The 18,565-nt window shown below is 66.2% G+C and carries 13 protein-coding genes; 11 read left to right on the plus strand and 2 right to left on the minus strand.

Annotated elements, in window-relative coordinates; translation table 11 throughout:
• Positions 1-22: 22 nt before the first annotated feature.
• Positions 23-1,471 (minus strand): glycoside hydrolase family 28 protein, encoded by a 1,449-nt coding sequence (locus FHS02_RS17710; RefSeq protein ID WP_137313640.1) that lies wholly within the window; start codon positions 1,469-1,471, stop codon positions 23-25.
• Positions 1,472-1,682: 211 nt separating this feature from the next.
• On the opposite strand from FHS02_RS17710, the gene FHS02_RS17715 reads away from it, so the two are divergent.
• Positions 1,683-2,069 (plus strand): hypothetical protein, encoded by a 387-nt coding sequence (locus FHS02_RS17715; protein WP_137313639.1) that lies wholly within the window; start codon positions 1,683-1,685, stop codon positions 2,067-2,069.
• A gap of 157 nt (positions 2,070-2,226) precedes the next feature.
• The gene (locus tag FHS02_RS17720) at positions 2,227-2,607 is read left to right on the plus strand and encodes a hypothetical protein (RefSeq protein WP_137313638.1); all 381 of its coding nucleotides are present in this window, start codon (positions 2,227-2,229) and stop codon (positions 2,605-2,607) included.
• Between the two features lie 228 nt (positions 2,608-2,835).
• On the opposite strand, the gene FHS02_RS17725 is transcribed toward FHS02_RS17720, so the two are convergent.
• Complete coding sequence (locus tag FHS02_RS17725) at positions 2,836-3,936, minus strand: NADH:flavin oxidoreductase/NADH oxidase (protein ID WP_137313637.1); 1,101 nt, start codon at positions 3,934-3,936, stop codon at positions 2,836-2,838.
• Between the two features lie 91 nt (positions 3,937-4,027).
• Here FHS02_RS17725 and FHS02_RS17730 point away from each other — a divergent pair, with 91 nt between their 5' ends.
• The 9 genes from FHS02_RS17730 (at position 4,028) to FHS02_RS17770 (ending at position 18,563) form a co-directional block, all read left to right on the plus strand.
• Positions 4,028-4,912 (plus strand): LysR family transcriptional regulator, encoded by an 885-nt coding sequence (locus FHS02_RS17730; protein ID WP_137313636.1) that lies wholly within the window; start codon positions 4,028-4,030, stop codon positions 4,910-4,912.
• The gene (gene hisN, locus FHS02_RS17735; protein WP_137313635.1) at positions 4,909-5,679 is read left to right on the plus strand and encodes a histidinol-phosphatase; all 771 of its coding nucleotides are present in this window, start codon (positions 4,909-4,911) and stop codon (positions 5,677-5,679) included. The genes FHS02_RS17730 and hisN overlap by 4 nt, the downstream gene beginning before the upstream one ends.
• Before the next feature lie 148 nt (positions 5,680-5,827).
• Positions 5,828-6,403, plus strand: a complete 576-nt coding sequence (locus FHS02_RS31865) for a PEP-CTERM sorting domain-containing protein (RefSeq protein WP_137313634.1) — start codon at positions 5,828-5,830, stop codon at positions 6,401-6,403.
• A gap of 222 nt (positions 6,404-6,625) precedes the next feature.
• Positions 6,626-7,150, plus strand: a complete 525-nt coding sequence (locus FHS02_RS31870; RefSeq protein ID WP_175424785.1) for a PEP-CTERM sorting domain-containing protein — start codon at positions 6,626-6,628, stop codon at positions 7,148-7,150.
• Positions 7,151-7,374: 224 nt separating this feature from the next.
• Positions 7,375-8,571, plus strand: a complete 1,197-nt coding sequence (locus FHS02_RS17750; RefSeq protein WP_137313632.1) for a XylR family transcriptional regulator — start codon at positions 7,375-7,377, stop codon at positions 8,569-8,571.
• 5 nt (positions 8,572-8,576) lie between these two features.
• Positions 8,577-9,620 (plus strand): aldose epimerase family protein, encoded by a 1,044-nt coding sequence (locus FHS02_RS17755; protein ID WP_229422600.1) that lies wholly within the window; start codon positions 8,577-8,579, stop codon positions 9,618-9,620.
• 103 nt (positions 9,621-9,723) lie between these two features.
• Positions 9,724-13,098 carry a GDSL-type esterase/lipase family protein gene (locus FHS02_RS31625; RefSeq protein ID WP_229422599.1) on the plus strand — a complete coding sequence of 1,125 codons (3,375 nt, stop codon included), beginning with the start codon at positions 9,724-9,726 and terminating at the stop codon, positions 13,096-13,098.
• Positions 13,095-15,458, plus strand: a complete 2,364-nt coding sequence (locus tag FHS02_RS17765) for a glycoside hydrolase family 95 protein (protein WP_137313630.1) — start codon at positions 13,095-13,097, stop codon at positions 15,456-15,458. Before FHS02_RS31625 ends, FHS02_RS17765 begins: the two co-directional genes overlap by 4 nt.
• Positions 15,459-15,530: 72 nt before the next feature.
• A complete protein-coding gene (locus tag FHS02_RS17770; RefSeq protein WP_221403884.1) occupies positions 15,531-18,563 on the plus strand; it encodes a TonB-dependent receptor in 3,033 nt (1,010 codons plus the stop codon).
• The last annotated feature ends 2 nt before the right edge of the window (positions 18,564-18,565 follow it).

The following is an 18,565-nucleotide window of genomic DNA, read 5'->3' on the forward strand; positions in this document are numbered from 1 at the left end:
ACGATAACGGGAGCAGTGTAATTCACGCGCGCACGAACCCCTCGACGTTCTCCGTCGTCACCGGCGTTCCGGCCACTTTCGCCACCGTCACGCCGCGCATCGACACGTTGCGCACCGGCGCCTCGCGCTCGGCCCTGATCAGGCAGACGAACTTCGCCTCGGCGACGGTGATGTTGGAAACATGCAGGCCCTCGATCGGCGTCAGCCGCCTTTCGTAGGTGGGCAGCAGGTTCTTCCACTGGTACAGCACGTCCGTTTCCACCGCCAGCACGCCGCCCTTGATGCTGGTCGCCGTCACGTTTGACACGTGGATGTTCTTCACGAAGCCGCCGCGCCGCTCGTTGGTCTTCACGTACAGGATGTTGTTGATCGTGCTGGCAGCGCCGGAACCGTGGTTGTCGAAGTGGCAGTTGTCGACGAAGACGTTCTCGATGCCGCCCGACAGTTCGCTGCCGATCGCGCACAGCTGGTGGCCGTTCTTGATGCGGCAGTTGCGCATCACGATATTGCGCGCCGGCATGGCCAGGCGCCAGGCATCGCGGTCGCGGCCCGATTTGACGGAGATCGCATCGTCGCCCTGGTCGAACACGCAGTCCTCGATCAGCACGTTCTGCGCCATTTCGGGATCGACGCCGTCGTTGTTGTGGCCATGCGCGGCGATCTTCACGCGGCGGATCACCACGTCGTTCGTCAGGTAGGGATGCATGACCCAGAACGGGCTGTCCTGGATCGTGATGTCTTCCACCAGCACGTGCCTGCAGCGGTTGAACTGCACGAACTGGGGGCGCAGGTTGGCCGCGCCGACCGTCATGTCGCGCTGCTCCACCGGCAGGGGCGTACTGCCGTCAGCAGACAATTTTGCCGACATGTCGTACAGCTTGACCAGCGCATCCATGTGCGGCTTCGGGCGCTTGTACCAGATGCTCCATACGTCCAGCTTCGCGCGCAGCGTGCCTTCGCCGGTCAGCGCCACGTTCTCGCACCGGTACGCATACACCAGCGGCGAGTAGTTGTAGCACTCGAGTCCCTCCCATGTGGTGTGCACGGCCGGCAGGTAGTCGGCTGGATTCTCCGAGAACAGCAGCGTGGCGCCTTTTTCAACGTGCAGGTTGACGTTGCTCCTGAGGTGGATCTTCGCGGTGGGCCATACGCCTTGCGGCACCACCACGATGCCGCCGCCGGCCGCATGGGCGGCATCGATCGCGCGCGCGATCGCCGCGGACGTGCTGCGCTGGTCGGCCCGGTCGGCGCCGAAATCGGTGATGGCGAAGCGCGGTGCACCGGCGAAATCGGGAATGCGGATGGCCGGCATGTCGAACGGCGCGGCGACCCGCACTTCCTCGTGGCGCATGGTACTGCCGCCGAGGCGCAGCGAAGAACAGCCCGGTCCCGCCAGCAGCGGCATGGCGAAGCCGGCAAGCATGATTCTGCGGCGCCGGAAGTTGATGGAGGACTTGCTGGAGGTCGGCATGGTGCGATGTTCCCGTGGATGCGATGGCGCATGGTACGTCGCGCATCCGGCGCCGGGGAGAGGCGGGGTAATCGCTCAGGAGGTTGACCCGCGTGCGCGGGGGGCTGCCCTGCCGGTGCAAAAAAGGTTTGCTTTTGTGACAATTCAGTACATTTTCATGGACGGCCACATTGCATAATCCGGCCACCCGAATCCTCTGAAAGGCATTGCAATGCGTACCATCATCCTGCTGGCCCTGTGCGGCACCCTGGCCGCCTGCGCGGCGCGCTCCACCGTCAAGCTGTCCGACCCGCAAGCCACGAAACTGACAGCGCACAGCGGCCAGGTCTGCATGCTGCGTTCGCCGCTGCCGGCCAACGTGAAGCACAAGGTCCTCGGCAACATCAACAGTTCGAAACAGACCTACGGCAGCGTCAACGAACTGCTGCCGCTGATGGCTGCGGATGCGCGGGCCATCGGCGCCGATACCCTGATCAACCTGAACACGGGCCAGAAGATGGGAATGTGGGCATGGGCGCGGCCGGTCGGCACGGGCGTTGCCGTGAAGGTGGAAGACCAGGGGTTCAGCTGCGCTTCCGCCGGCGGCGAATTGCGCTGAGCGCGGACGGCACGAGTGCCAGGTGCGGGACACGGTGTGCCGGTTCCGCAGGCCATGTTGTAGAGCAGCGCGAAGATTGTGGCGCCGCGCGCCGCTTTTTTTCCCCGGATATCGCCAAGATATTGTCTTGCGGAACTTTCAGCGCTAGCATGGGGTCATGGCCATCTCTGCAACCAGCGCGCTGACTTCCGGCGTCTACACCCCTACCACGACGACGGTCGTCCGCACCGGCAATCCCGCGCTGGCGGCCAAGGCGGCCAGCCTGTCGTCGACGGCCGGTATCGTCGCCACGCTGGGCGGGTCGTCCGGCGCGCAGGTGTACTCGCCGGCCGGACTACTGAATACTCTGGCGCAGGCCGGCACCGCGGCGGCGCTGCCGGGCAACACCGATACCGGTAACGGCACCGGTACCGGCAACAACGCATCCGACCTCGCCAGCAGCGGCCAATGGGCAGCGATCCTGAAGGCCAATCCTTCCGCCGCAGCCTTCGTCATCGGCGCTTCCTACACCAGCGGCATCATCGATACGCTCGCCTGAGCCGCTGCCGGGAGTAACGGCCGTCCCGGATATGTGCCGGACGGCAGATGACGCTGGTGTCGGACACCGGTTTTCGGTACTTTGCCGACGCTCATCACACGCCAAACCGGTGTCGGACACCAAGATACCGGTGTCCGACACCGGTGCGCTATTGCCGCTGACTGCATCGGGCATCGCTAACTGAACAGCATCAGGCCCGGCCCCATTTTTTAGAGCCCCGGTGGCCGGTCAGGCCTGCATCGCGTAACGTTCCAGCCAGTGCGCATACGGCGCCGGCAGCACCCACGACGGGCGATCCAGTCCAAGGTCCTTCGCCGCCCGGTACGGATAGTGCGGGTCGGCCAGCAGCGCGCGGCCCACCATCACCAGGTCCATCTGGCCGTCCGCGATGACGCGGTTGGCGTTGGCCGGCGCGTCGATGCCCCACGATGCGGCAACCGGCAGGCCGGCTTCGCGGCGCACGCGTTCGGCGATCGGGGCCAGGAAGGCCGGGCCCCACGGAATCGCCGTTTTCGGGATCGTGAAGCCGACCGACACGTTCAGCAGGTCGAGGCCGCCGGCGCGCATCTTCTGCACCAGGGCGATCGATTCGAGCAGGGTTTCCTCGTCGCGGCCGTCGTATTCCAGGACGCCGAAACGGGCCGTCAGCGGCAGGTTTTCCGGCCACACTTCGCGCACGGCGGCCAGCGTCTCGAGCAGGAAGCGGCCGCGGTTCTCCGCACTGCCACCGTAGATGTCGTCGCGCTGGTTCGAGTGGGCCGAGAAGAAGGTCTGCGCCAGGTAGCCATGGGCAAAATGCAGCTCGAGCCACTGGAAGCCGGCGTCGCGGGCACGGCGCGCGGCCTGCACGAAGTCGGCTTTCACGCGCTCGATGTCGGCAAGCGTCATCGCCTGCGGCACTTTCGGCAGGTTGGCGCCGAAGGCGATCGCGGACGGCGCGATCGTCTGCCAGCCGCGCGAATCGTCCTCGGCGATGTGGTCGTCGCCTTCCCATGGGCGGTTGGCGCTGGCCTTGCGGCCGGCGTGGGCGATCTGGATGCCCGGCACGGCGCCGCCGGCCTTGATCGCCGCGGCGATGCGCGCCATGCCTTCGGCCTGGCCGTCTTCCCACAGGCCCGTGCAGCCCGGCGTGATGCGGCCTTCCGGCGACACTGCCGTGGCCTCGACGATCACCAGGCCTGCGCCGCCGCGCGCGATGCTCGTGTAATGGGCCAGGTGCCAGTCGTTGGTATAGCCGTCGACGGCGCTGTACTGGCACATCGGCGGGACCGCGATGCGGTTGCGCAGCGTGACGTCTTTCAGGGTGAATTCGGTGAAGAGTGCGGACATGTGTGTTCAGTTAAATAAAGAGGAAGCACTTTAAGCGCCCGCCGGCATCATGTAAACTGATGGCACCTTATCTCTCCTATTAGAATTCATTATGCATCCGCCCCAATGGCTGCAATCGTTCACCGCGCTGGCCCATACCGGCAGCTTTACCCGCGCCGCGGAACGGCTGGGGCTCACGCAGGCCGCCGTCAGCCAGCACGTGCGCGCGCTGGAAGACCGGCTTGGCCCCTTGCTGCTGCGCCGCCCGCGCGCCATCGAGCTGACGCCGGCCGGCACCGCGCTGCTGCAGTACTGCGCCGAAATCGAGGAAGCCGACCGGCGCCTGGCCGTGCGCATCGCCGACGAGGAAGCCTGCTGCGGCGACGTCGGCCTGGTCACGCCCGGCAGCCTGGGCCTGTTCCTGTATCCGCTGCTGCTGGACTTCCAGCTGGCCCACCCCGGCCTGGCGATCCGCCACCGCTTCGCGCCGGACCGCGAAACCCTGGCCCAGGTGCTGGACAAACGCTACGACCTGGGCATCGTCGCGCTGAAGCCGGACGACGCGCGGCTGGCCGCCATACCCTTTGCCGAAGAAGCGCTGGAGCTGGTGGTGCCGGCCGCCACCGAGGTGCGCGGCTGGCAGGACCTGCACGCGCTGGGCTTCATCGACCACCCGGAAGGCCATGCGATGGCCACCCGCCTGCTGAGCCGGGCCTTCCCCGGCAATCCCGGCATCGCCACGGTGCCGGCGCGCGGCTTTTCCAACCAGGTCGGCCTGCTGGTGGAGCCCGTCGCGCGCGGGCTGGGTTTCACCGTCATCCCCACCCATGCGCGGCGCGCGTTCGCGCGGCAGGAGGCGATCCGCGTCATCGACATGGCCGCGCCGGTCGTCGATACGCTGTGGCTGATCCACCGCGCCGAATGGCCGCTGCCGGCGCGCGCCCGGCGCGTGGCCGACTACCTGCAGGAACACATTCCAATGAGGAGCATCCGATGAACGATTACCTGGACTTCGTCCGCCAGCTGGCCGATGCCGCCGCCGCCGCGGCCATGCCGCACTTTCGCACCCGCCTCGACGTGGAAAACAAGGAGCAGGGCGCCTACGATCCCGTCACCATCGCCGACCGCTCCGCCGAGCGGGCGATGCGCGAGCTGATCCGCGCGCGCTACCCGGAGCACGGCATCGTCGGCGAGGAGGAGGGCATCCACCAGGGCAGCAGCCCGTACCACTGGGTGCTCGATCCGGTCGACGGCACGCGCGCCTTCATCTGCGGCCTGCCGCTGTGGGGCACGCTGATCGCGCTGAACGACGGCACCCGGCCGGTGGTCGGCGCGATGAACCAGCCGTTTACGCGCGAGTTCTACGCGGGCACGCCGGATGGCGCGTGGCTGAACGGCGAGCCGCTGCGCACGCGCCCCTGCGCCAGCCTGGCCTCGGCCCGCGTGATGACGACGGCGCCGGAGATCCTGCGCGTTCCCGCCCAGCGCGCCGCGTGGGACGCGCTGGCCGCCGAAGCCCAGCTGGTGCGCTTCGGCGCCGACTGCTATGCGTACTGCATGCTGGCCGCCGGGCACATCGACGCCGTCGTCGAGGCGGGACTGAAGCCGTTCGACATCCAGGCGCTGATTCCGATCATCGAGGGCGCGGGCGGGGTCGTCACGTCATGGGATGGCGGCGATGCCCAGCAAGGCGGCACGGTGCTGGCTTGCGGCGACCGGGCGCTGCATGCGCAACTGGTGGAGCGGCTGCGCCATGCGGCCTGAAGAAGATGCCGGTAACGGGATGCCAGCCATGCGGCATGGCTTTTACATCGCAATGAACGAAGTGCGACAAAGTTAAGAATAAATTAACTGTGTTTATGCGGCGTGGCAAAATGTGCGCTCCTCCATATCCAGAAAGGGAGCATGCATCGTGAACAAAAAAATGCTGTTGGCCGGCCTTGTGGGTACGCTGTTCGCAACGAGTGCGTCTGCGGAAACTTTTTATTTCGCCTATCAGGGATTGCTCAACAAGGATACCGGCGTCTTTAATCCGATCGCACAGATCAACGGTTTCTTTGTCGCCAGCGATCTGAATCAGGATGGATCGTTTTCAAAGAATGAACTTGATTACTTCAATGTAGGTTTCACGCCTGAAGGCGGCAGCGGCTGGGGCGTTGGCAATTCTTGCGGCAGCGCCCCGTATGAGAACTGGTGCCTTGATGACTTTTCATATTCGAATTCGAATGGTTTGAGACTCGAGGCATCGGTGTCGATCTCCGTCGAGGACCATGGCTGGGGCGCCTCGATCGATACCGGCAAATCGTATAACCATTATTCGCACGGCGAAGGACGCCCCTATGTGGACGTTACCTATCTGTGGACGCCGGAAACCACCTTCCAGGTCGGCCTGACGCCGATTCCCGCGCCGATTCCGGAACCGGCCACCTGGGCAATGCTGGGCGTTGGCCTGTCGGGCCTGATGCTGGCAGGGCGCCGGCGCCGCTGACATCGCTGTGACCGGATCCGCGGGTGCCGATCGCGCGCGCTGGCGCATCGACACGCCACGAATTGCCATGAACAGTGCTTTTGGGTATTTAAGCCGGGTAATAATAATTTCCCGCTAAGTTGGTTTCAAATCGGGAGAAACTGCGTTCACCAGGACATTGCAAGCGCCGGTCACCGTTAAGGGCGAGAATCGTCTATTGTTAATTCGATAATGGAGTTATTCGTGAAAAAAGCTGCTGTCGCCGGTATTCTCGGCCTGTTCGCCATGGCAAGCGCCTCGGCCGATACCCTGTACTTTGCGTACAAGGGATTTTATGACGACGAATACAATGTCTACCGGCCGAACGCCAACCTGACCGGATCGTTCACCGCCAACGACCTGAATGCGGACGGTATCTATTCGAAGGATGAACTTGTTTCGCTGAGTTTCGGCAGGCTGGATACGACCAATACCTGCTGGCAGGCAGGCCCCGTCACCGAATGCCTGTATGTTTTTTCTTACTCGGCCGAGCAGGGACTGACCGTCGACGCGACCTATGTCGTGTCGGACGAACATTCAGCCACAAGTACTATAGTAAGCACCGGCGATTATTATAATCACTATGGCAGCAGCTCGAGAACGCTTTATTCCTGGACGCCGGAAACCCAGTTCTGGGTCAGCACCAGCCCGATTCCGGAACCGGCCACCTGGGCGATGCTGGGCGTCGGCCTGTCGGGCCTGATGCTGGCGCGCCGCCGCCGCGGCTGATCGCGCCGGTTGCACGCTGCGCCGCGCGGCAGCGTGCAGTTCCGCTGTTTTCGCGCCATTGTTCCGTCGTATTTTGAAAACGTTGTCAAGAATCGCAATGCAGTCCGGTGAATTTCATAATTGCCGGCCGCTCCCGCCGTGAGCAGAATTGCCACACGATCGCCCGTTGCGCCCTCTCAACTATTACAATGGCGCCCACAACGGAGCATGGGGAGACAAACCAAATGCTGAGAACGCATCGCATCGCGCTGCTTTTCAACGCCAACAAGATTTTCGACCGCGAAGTCATCACCGGCATCGCCGGCTACCTGGCCAGCACCCGCACCGCGTGGGACCTGTTCCTGGAAGAGGATTTCCGGCTGCGCCTGACCGGCATCGACGGCTGGCAGGGCGACGGCATCATCGCCGACTTCGACGATCCGCGGGTTGCCAGCGCGCTCGCGTCCACCCGCGTGCCGCTGGTGGCGGTCGGCGGGTCGTACGAGAACGCCGCCGACTATCCGGCCGGCGTGCCGTATGTCGCCACCGACAATTTCAAGCTGATCAAGCTGGCCTACGATCACCTGATCGAGGCGGGCCTGCGCAACATCGCCTGTTTCAGCCTGCCCGAGGCGCAGGAAAACCGCTGGGCGCAGGAGCGCGAGAAAGCCTATTGCAAGCTGCTGCTGCGCGACAAGCTGCAGCCCGAGGTATACCGCGGCCATGCCACCAGCGCGCAGCAGTGGAGCGAGGCCGTCGAGCAGCAGATCGCCTGGCTGCACAGCCTGCCCAAGCCGGTCGGCATCATCGCCGTGACGGATGCGCGGGCGCGCCAGCTGATGCAGGCGTGCGCGCTGGCCGGCATCGAAGTGCCCGAGCAGGTGGCCGTGATCGGCATCGACAACGATCCGCTGGCGCGCATGCTGACGCGCATCCCGATGAGTTCCGTGATCCAGGGCGCGCAGGAAATGGGCCGCACCGCCGCGCACTTCCTGGACCAGATGCTGCACGGTGTGCGCCTGGCCGATACGCGCATCCTGGTGCCGCCGTCCGGCATCAACGTGCTGGCATCCAGCAAGCACGAGGCGGGCAAGCATCCGCACGTGATGCGCGCGCGCCACTTCATCCGGCAGTACGCCTGCCAGGGCATCAAGACCGACCAGGTGGCCGAATATGTCGGCATCTCGCGCTCGTCGCTGGAGGCGCACTTCCGCGCGGAACTGGGCCGCAGCGTGCACGACGAGATCCTGCGCCTGCGGCTGGAAGCGGCCACCGGCTACCTGGCGCGCGGCACCTGCAACCTGGCCGACGTGGCGGTGCGCTGCGGCTTCACGTCCAGCCAGTACATGCATTCGGTGTTCAAGCGCGAACTCGGCTGCACGCCGCGCGCCTGGCAGGAACGCCAGCGCAGCGCCGAAGCGGCCAGCGACGTGCCGGGATGATCATCATGCCACCCATCGCCGCATCCGCCGCCAGGGCCCAGCAGTTCACGCTGACCAACGCCTGGGGCATGCGCGTGACGATCAGCGAGCGCGGCGCGGCCCTGGTCTCGTGGATGGCGCCGGACCGCTACGGGCGCATGGCCGACGTCCTGCTCGGCTATCCGGACCACGAGCAGCTGCGCCTGAACGGCAAGCTCCACTACGCCTGGTTCGGCGCCATCATCGGCCGCTGGGCCAACCGCATCGCCCACGGCCGCTTCACGCTCGACGGCAGGGTGGTGCAGGCCGATGTCAACGACCGCGGCAACCACCTGCACGGCGGCGACACGGGCTTCCACGCCGCGCACTGGGACGGCGAGCTGGCGCACGGCGGCCTGGCGCTGTCGTACGTATCGCCGGACGGGCATGGCGGTTTTCCCGGCACGCTGGCCGTGCAGGTGTTCTACCAGCTCGACGACGACGGCAGCCTGTCGATCGAGTACCAGGCCACCTGCGATGCGCCGACCCCGGTCAACCTCACGTCGCACCCTTGCTTCAACCTGAACGGCGGCAGCGCCGACGTGGGCGATCACATGCTGCGCATCGATGCCGATTACTATCTCGCCACCGACGACGTGGGCATCCCGATCGCGCGCGCCGAGGTGGCCGGCACGCCGTTCGACTTCCGGCAGCCGGCCGCGATCGGCCCGCGCATGCGCTGGCCGGATCCGCAGATCCGCGCGATCGGCGGCTTCGATCACTGCTATTGCCTGCCGTCCGACCCGCGCGAGCCGGGCCGGCTGCGCAAGGTCGCGCAGGTGTTCGATCCCGGCTCCGGGCGCCAGCTCGACGTGTCCACCACCGAGGCAGGGCTGCAGTTCTACAGCGGGAACGGCCTGACGGGCATCCGCGGCCGCCATGGTGTGACTTATTCGCGACACGACGGCTTCTGCCTGGAGGCGGGCGCGTATCCCGACCAGCTCAACGGCAAAGGCGCGGCGGCCGCCATTCTGCGGCCCGGCCAGGTGTATCGGCAGACCACCGTCTACAAGGTGTCGCTGCAGGCGTGAAATATCGTTCGTGCAACTGGTGAATTTCGTAATTGATGCGTGTTACCGTCCACGTCCAGAATGCTGACAGTACCTGCTGTCAAAACCATAACGACGAGACACCATGCGCCATCCTCTCCCGCGGCTCCTGCGGGCTCCCTTGCTGGCTTCCCTGCTGGTGGCTACCGCGCACGCGGCGGCAGCCGGCGCGGCCACGCCCGGCCAGCTGACGCTGTTCAAGAACCGCCCGGGCGCCGGCTGGCAGGTGACGGTCGCCGACCCTGAACAGGCCGTGCCGCTGCGCGGCGCAAGCACCGTCGTCCCGAAGTCCGTCAAGCAGCCCGAAGCCGTGGTGCGCGGCAGCACCGGCAAGGTCGCCGGCCGCGACGCCGTCACGCTGGCCTGGAATAACACCTGGTATGCCAGCCTGCGCTTCGAGCATGCGCCACAGGACCTGCGCTCATACCTGGAGAACGGCGTCGTCGCCTTCGACCTGAACGTCCGCGAAATGACCAGGGGCGGCATCGACTTCAAGCTCGACTGCGGCAAGGATTGCGAACGCAAGGTGCCGTATGTGCTGCCGGGCCGCGCCGCGTCGGGCCAGGGCTGGAAGAGCGTGTCGTTCGCGCTGAAATGCTTTTACCGCGACGGCGATTTTTTTGAAACGGTCATGAAACCGTTTTCAGTGGAAGCGACGGGGCAGGGCGAAGCGGCCATCGCCAACCTGCGCATCCTGAAGACGGGCACGCCGAACACGGCCTGCCCGGACTACCGGACGCGCTCCGTCACGCCGGAACCGCTGAACGAATCGTGGGCCATCGACTGGTGGATGCCCCGGCACGAGCAGCGGGTCAGGGAGAATGCGGAACGCCGCGCCGCCGGCACGCCGCCGCAGCTGGTCTTCCTCGGCGATTCGATCACCGAAGGCTGGGCCAAGGAAGGCAAGGAAGAATTCGCGCGCCGCTACGCGCGCTACCACCCGGTCAACCTGGGCTTCGGCGGCGACCGGACCGAGAACATCCTGTGGCGCGTGCAGCACGGCGAAGTCGATGGCATCGACCCGAAAGTGGTCGTGCTGATGGCCGGCACCAACAACACCGGCAGCCGGCAGGAAGATCCGGCCACCACGGCCGCCGGCCTGCGCCGCGTGATCGACGAGCTGCAATCGCGCCTGCCGGACGCGAAGATCCTGCTGCTGGGCGTGTTCCCGCGCGATGCGGCCGACAGCCAGTCGCGCCGCATCAACAACGCGATCAATGCGCGCATCGCGGCGTTCGCGGACAACCGCCGCGTGTTCTTCGCCGACATCGGCAGCGCGTTCCTCGACGAGGCGGGCACGCTGTCGAAGGACATCATGCCGGACCTGCTGCACCCGAACGCGCGCGGCTACGAGATCTGGGGCAAGGCGATGGACCCCATCCTGCAGCCGCTGCTGACCGGCTACCGCTGGGACAGCGTGGCCATCGGCGGCGGCGGTTTCGTGCCGGCTGTGATCCCGACCGCGGAGCGCGGCGTGTTCTATGCCCGCACGGATGTCGGCGGCGCCTACCGGTGGACTGGCGACAAGTGGGTGCCGCTGCTGGACTGGCTGTCCGAGGACCAGACCGGCCTGCTCGGCGTGGATTCGCTGGCGGTCGATCCGCGCGACGCGTCGAAGGTGTACCTGCTGGCCGGCATCGCCTACCACAATGGCGGCCGCACGGCGATCCTGCGCTCGCGCGACTACGGCAAGACCTTCGCGATCGCCGACGTCACCGGGCAGTTCAAGACCCACGGCAACGGCGCGGGCCGCAACAACGGCGAACGCCTGGCCGTCGATCCCGCTGCCGGCAACGTGCTGTACGTCGGCACGCGCGCCAACGGGCTGTTTCGCAGCGACGATTTCGGCGCCACCTGGCAGCGCCTGCCGGGTCTCGACGTGACGACGACGGCAAACGGCGCCGGCATCGCCTTCGTCATCGCCGATCCGGCCAGCGTCAAGGACGGCAGGGCGCAGCGCCTGTTCGTCGGCGTATCGCGCGCCGGCACCAATTTGTTCCGCAGCGACGACGGCGGCGCCACGTTCCGCCCGATGGACGCCACGCCGGATGGCCTGATGCCGCAGCGCGCCGCGCTCGACGGCACCGGCCACCTGTACGTGACGTTCGCCAACGGCGCCGGTCCGCACCCGCGCGGCGACGAAAAGATGGACCGGGGCGCCATCCGCAAATACGGCATCGACAACGGCGGCGGCCAGGACGTCACGCCAAAGGGCCCGGCCGCGTCCTATTCCGGCATCAGCGTCGACCGCAACGACCCGCGCCGCCTGCTGGCGTCGACCATCAGCCTGTATGCACCGCAGGGCCGGAACAAAGGCGACGCCAAGGGCGATCGCCTGTACCTGTCGACCGATGGCGGCAACACGTGGACCGACCTGGTCGCCCGCGGCTTCGACATGGACCGCGCCGCCGTGCCATGGGTGAAGGGCCATGCGATCCACTGGGCCAGCACGGTTGCCTTCGATCCGTTCGACGGGAAGGCCGCCTGGGTCACGTCCGGCAATGGCGTCTTCAGGACGCCCAACCTGGATGCGGTGCCGGCGACGTGGCGCTTCGACGTAAAAGGGCTGGAGGAAACGGTGCCGCTGGGACTCGTCAGCCGCGCCGGCGCGCCGCTGGTATCGACGATCGGCGACTACGACGGCTTCATCCACGCAGACCTGAAGCAATACGGCCGCATCCATGAACCGCAGATGGGCACCACGTTCGGCCTCGCGTACGCGGCGCTGCAGCCGCAGGTGCTGGCGCGCGTCGGCAAGTCCGTCTACGTGACGCGCGACGGCGGCGCCACGTGGCGCCTCGCACGCGGCATGAATGGCACAAAAGGCCAACTGGCGTTGTCGGCGGATGGCAAGACGCTGCTGCATAGTCCGGAAGGACCTAAGAATGGGTCGCGCGTGACTTTCTTTTCGACAGACGATGGCGATACGTGGACGGCCGCGCAGGGTATCGCGGGCACCCGCCCCGTTGCCGATCCGGTCGATGCCATGCGCTTCTACGCCTACCAGGACGGCGCCTTCCTCGCCAGCACCGACGGCGGCCGCACCTTCAACGTCAAGGCGCAGCTGCCGAAGGGCGGCTCGGACCTCGTGCGCGCCGCGCCCGGCCGCGCCGGCGACGTGTGGGTGGCGCTGAAGAACGGCGGCCTGGCCCGCTCGGTCGATGGCGGCGGCAATTTCACGGTGCTGAACGGCGTGACGTATGCCGGCGCGGTCGGTTTCGGCAAGGCCGAACGCGACGGCGCCTATCCGGCGGTCTACCTGTGGGGCACGGTCGACGGCCTGCGCGGCGTCTGGCGGTCCACCAACGAAGGGAGCGACTGGGTGCGCATCAATGACGACGCGCACCAGTACGGCGGGCCTGGCGACGGCCGCTTCGTCGTCGGCGACATGAACGTGTTCGGCCGCGTTTACATGAGCACCGCCGGCCGCGGCATCGTCTATGGAGAGATCGCGCAATGATGCGGACCGTACTTACCTTGTTCCTGTTCGCGGCGGCACCGGTCCTGGCCTATTCGGCGCCGGACCTGACGCTGCGCTACGACCGCCCGGCCACCGACGATGCCGCCGGCTGGGAGCGCGAGGCGCTGCCGGTCGGGAATGGCCGCATCGGCGCGATGGTGTTCGGCCAGCCCGCCCGCGAACATGTGCAGTTCAACGACATCACGCTGTGGACGGGCGATGCGAAATCGATGGGCGCATTCCAGCCGTTCGGCGACGTCTTCGTCGACCTGCCCGGCCACGGCGCCGCGACGGATTACGCGCGCACGCTGGACCTGGCACGCGGCCTGCACACGGTGACGTACGCGCATGGCGGCGTGCGCTACCGGCGCGAAACGATCGCCAGCTATCCGGCGGACGTGATCGTGCTGCGCTTCAGTGCCGACAAGCCCGGCGCCCACAGCGGCGTGGTCCGGCTGACCGACCAGCACGGCGCGCACATCAACGCCTTCGGCAACCGCATCCGCGCCACCGGTTCGCTGGCCGGCTTCGTGGTGCCGCGCGAACGGGGCAATCAGTGGACGCCGGCACAGCAGCCGGTGACCGGCAACCAGATGGACTACGCCGCCCAGGTCCAGGTCGTGGCCGAAGGCGGCAAGGTCACGATGGAAGGCGATACGGTGCGCTTCGAGAACGTCGACGCGCTGACGCTGGTGCTGGGCGCCGGCACCAGCTACGTGCGCGACGGTTCCGTGAACTTCCACGGCGCCCACCCGCTTTCCCGCGTGTCCGGGCAAGTGGACCGCGCCGCGGCACGCCCGTGGTCCGTTTTGCAGGCCGAGCAGGAAAACGATTTCAAGAGCCTGTTCGGCAGGCTGTCGCTCGACGTCGCCAAAGCATGGGACACCGGCACGGCGGCGCAGCGCCGCGCGCTGACGACCGACCGCCGCCTGGCCGCGTACACGAAAAACGGCAACGACCCGGAGCTGGAAGCGCAGGTATTCCAGTATGGCCGCTACCTGCTGATCGGCAGCTCGCGCGGCCCGCTGCCGGCCAACCTGCAGGGCCTGTGGAACAACAGCCTCACGCCGCCGTGGAATGCCGACTACCACACCAACATCAACATCCAGATGAACTACTGGCCGGCGGAAACGGCCAACCTGTCCGAGCTGGCGCAGCCGCTGTTCGGCTTCGTCGAATCGATGGTGCCGTCGTACCGCCGGCTGGTCGCCGAGAGCGCCGCCAATCCGTCGCGCGACGCCGAAGACGGGCAGGTGGTCGAGACCTTCCTGCGCAAGGACGGCAAGCCGGTGCGGGGCTGGACGGTGCGCACCGAAACCAACCCGTTCGGCTACATGCAGTGGAAGTGGAACAAGACGGCCAACGCGTGGTACGCGCAGCACTTCTGGGAGCATTACGCGTTCACCCGCGACAAGGCCTTCCTGAAGACCGTGGCCTACCCGCTGCTGAAGGAAGTCAGCCAGTTCTGGCTCGACTACCTGAAGGAGCTTCCCGATGGGACGCTGGTGGCGCCCAACGGCTGGTCGCCCGAACACGGCCCGGTGGAAGACGGCGTGACCTACGACCAGCAGATCGTGTGGGACCTGTTCCAGAACACGGTGGAAGCGGCCGGGGAACTGAAGACGGATGCGGCGTTCGCCCGCCAGGTGGCCGCCGCGCGCGACCGGCTGGCCGCGCCGAAGGTCGGCAGCTGGGGCCAGCTGCTCGAATGGATGGAAGAAAAGAAGGATCCGGTGCTCGACACCCCGAACGACAACCACCGCCACGTGTCGCACCTGTTCGGCGTGTTCCCCGGCCGGCAGATCACGCCAAGCCGTACGCCGAAGCTGGCCGAGGCGGCCCGCGTGTCGCTGGCGGCGCGCGGCGATGCCGGCACCGGGTGGTCGATGGCGTGGAAGACGGCGTTCTGGGCCCGCCTGGGCGATGGCGACAAGGCCCACGCCATGCTGCGCGGCGTGATCGCCACGCCGGGCGCGCGGGCGCAAGAGCATAAACCCGGCACCGAGGAAAACACCGCAGGCGGCATGTATCCGAACCTGCTCGACGCGCACCCGCCGTTCCAGATCGACGGCAATTTCGGCGTGACCGCGGCCATCTGCGAAATGCTGCTGCAGTCGCACGATGGCGTGCTGCACCTGCTGCCGGCCTTGCCGGCGGCATGGCGCGACGGATCGGTATCGGGGCTGCGCGGGCGCGGCGGGTACGAAGTGGACATGACGTGGCGCGACGGGCAGCTGACGTCGGCGACCGTCAGGGCGAAACCGGGCAACGGGACCGGCACCGTGCGCGTGCGCACGGGTGCGAAGACCGTGATTCTGAAAGTGAAGCAGGGTGAAACAAGGGAGCTCGGCGCGCTGTAGCGCCGGGCCCATCGCACATCGGACGATGGCAGCCCTGGACACCAGGGCCCGGAAAATAATTTTTTTTAGGAGATGCAGGTGAAACAATTCAAGCTCAATGCGATGGCCATGGCCGCCGCGCAGATCGCGTTCATGGCCGGTACGGCCCATGCGCAAACCGCCGATGCAGGCGCCAACGCCAACACCGCGACCGTCGTCGTGACGGGCCAGCGCGCGTCGCTGGAAAACGCCCAGAAGATCAAGCAGAACTCGGACGAGATCGTCGATTCGATCGTCGCCGCCGATATCGGCAAGCTGCCCGACAAGTCGGTCACCGAGGTGCTGCAGCGCGTGGTCGGCGTGACGATCGACCGCACGATGTCGCGTTCCGATCCGGAACACTATTCTGTCGAAGGTTCCGGCGTGTCGATCCGCGGCCTGTCGTGGGTGCGCTCGGAACTGAACGGCCGCGATTCGTTCTCGGCCAACGGCGGCCGCTCGCTGAACTTCGAGGACGTGCCGCCCGAGCTGATGGCCGGCGTGGACATCTACAAGAACCCGTCCGCCGAGCAGATCGAAGGCGGTATCGGTGGCCTGGTCAACCTGCGCACCGCGCTGCCGTTCGACTTCAAGGGCCGCAAGGTGGCGCTGTCCGCGTCCACCACGTATTCGGAACTGAAGGGCGGCAAATGGTCGCCGTCCGCGTCGATCCTGCTGTCGGACCGCTGGAAGACGGGCCTCGGCGAGTTCGGCGTGCTGGTCGACTTCGCGCACTCTGAGAGCGGTACCCGTACCGACGGGTTCCAGGTCGAGCCGTACTATCCGCGCGACGATATCGTCCAGGGCCGCACCGTGTGGATCCCGAAGGGCGCGCAGTGGCGCACGCTGAATTTCAACCGCGAACGCCAGGGCCTGTACGGCGCGCTGCAGTGGAAGAAGGATGCCAACCTGCGTTCGCACCTGACCTTCTTCAAGTCGAAGTACGAGATGCAATGGGACGAGAACGCGATCTTCGCCGCGTCAAATCCGTATAACTTCCAGGTCGGCCCGGACGCGACGTACGGCGCCAACGGCCAGTTCCTGACCGGCACGTTCTCGTCGCCGCAGGATGGCGGCATCGACTACGGCGCGGACACCCGCATCGCCAGCCGCAAATCCGACACCACCGACATCTCGTGGAACGTGGAATGGCGCGCCGGCGACAGCTGGACGTTCACCGGCGACCTGCAGCGCATCAAGGCCAAGAGCAACGGCTTCGATTCGACCGTGGCCACCGCGGTCAAGATGCAGACCCAGACGCTGGACCTGACCGGCAACCGTCCGAACCTGATCTTCAACGACGCCCAGCGCGCCCAGCTGGCAGATCCGGGCAAGTACTACTGGAACTTCACGCAGGAACACCTGGACCAGAGCGAGTCGGAATCGAAGGCACTGAAGCTCGATGCCAAGTACACCTTCGACAATCCCGTGCTGCGCGACCTGCGCTTCGGCGTGCGCTTCACCAAGCGCGATGCGGTCACCGAAGTGTCGAACCCGGATTACCACTGGGCCGCCGTGACGGCTCCGTGGATGGGCACGTCGATCAGCGGCCTGGCTTTCCTGTCGGACCCGCGCTTCTCCGGCAATACCCATGTGCACAACTTCGAGAACTTCTTCAATGGCAAGGCCAGCGTGCCCTCGCTGGTGTTCCCGGACGTGTCGGTGGCCACCGGCTTCCCGCAAAGCTATGCGGCGCTGCACCAGTACTACCAGATCCTGTGCCGCGAGGCCGCTGCGACCGCGGGCACGACGCCCAACTGCAACGCCTGGACCCCGGCGGCGTTCGGCAACAACCCTTCCGGCATCAACGAGCAGGAAGAAAAGACCAAGGCGTTCTACACCCAGCTGCGCTTCGGCTGGGATGACCTGAAGATGCCGATCGACGGCAACGTGGGCGTGCGCTACGTGAAGACGGACATGAACGCCAACGGCTACACGGTGCTCAACAACACGAGCGCCATCGTCAATCCGCCGCAGACGCTGACCGGCGTGCCGATCCCGAACATCCCGGCCTACTCGGCTGCGCAGAACTACGAAAATTCGTACAGCAACGTGCTGCCGAGCCTGAACCTGCGCCTGAAGGCCCGCGACGACCTGCAGTTCCGCTTCGCGCTGGCCCGCGCCATCTCGCGTCCGGACTTCTCGCAACTGCAGGGCTACACGACGCTGTCGCAGTCGACGGATACGACGACGACCATCTTCCCGGACCGTCCATCCAACACGAACGTGAACACCGTGAACCAGACGGGCGAAGGCAAGGGCAACCCGATGCTCAAGCCGATCAAGTCGGACCAGCTGGACCTGACGGGCGAATGGTACTTCGGCAAATCCAGCTCGATCACGCTGGCGATGTTCCACAAGCGCCTGAAGGACATCATCGTCAACCAGACGTACCAGTATGCGATTCCGGACGTGAACGGCCGGATGTACAACTTCAACGTCTCGGCGCCCGTGAACGGCGCGTCGGGCCGCGCCACCGGCTTCGAGGTCGCCTACCAGCAGTACTTCGACAAGCTGCCGGGCGCATGGTCGGGGATCGGCGTACAGGCCAACTACACCTACGTGGACAGCAACACGAAACTGTCGAACAGCACGTTTACCGCCTACTGCACCGGCGGCAACAACGCGGCCAACGTCAACCTGAACCAGAACGGCTGCGACACCAACGGCCAGTCCTTCGGCGACCTGCCGCTGCAGTACCTGTCGAAGAACGCCTACAACCTGGCGCTGCTGTACGACTACGGCAAGTGGTCGGCCCGCGCGGCATGGAGCTGGCGTTCGAAGAACCTGCAGGGCGTGAACGTGAACGGCACGCGCGGCGGCGACGGCACGGATACCAATCCGAACAGCGCCACGCCCGGCGCCCGGAACATCGGCTGGGCACTGCCGACGTGGGCGGACGACTACGGCCAGCTCGATGCTTCCGTGTCGTACCAGTTCAACGAGCGCGTGCAGATCGTCGTCGACGGTTCCAACCTGACGGACTCGAAGTACAAGCAGCTGATGCAGCAGGGGATCGGCATGATGGGCCGCGCATGGTTCGTCTCGGGCCCGCGCTACTCCGCCAAACTGAACTACACGTTCTGATA

Source organism: Pseudoduganella umbonata, assembly GCF_014192225.1.
In the GTDB taxonomy this organism is placed as follows: Bacteria; Pseudomonadota; Gammaproteobacteria; order Burkholderiales; family Burkholderiaceae_D; genus Rugamonas; species Rugamonas umbonata.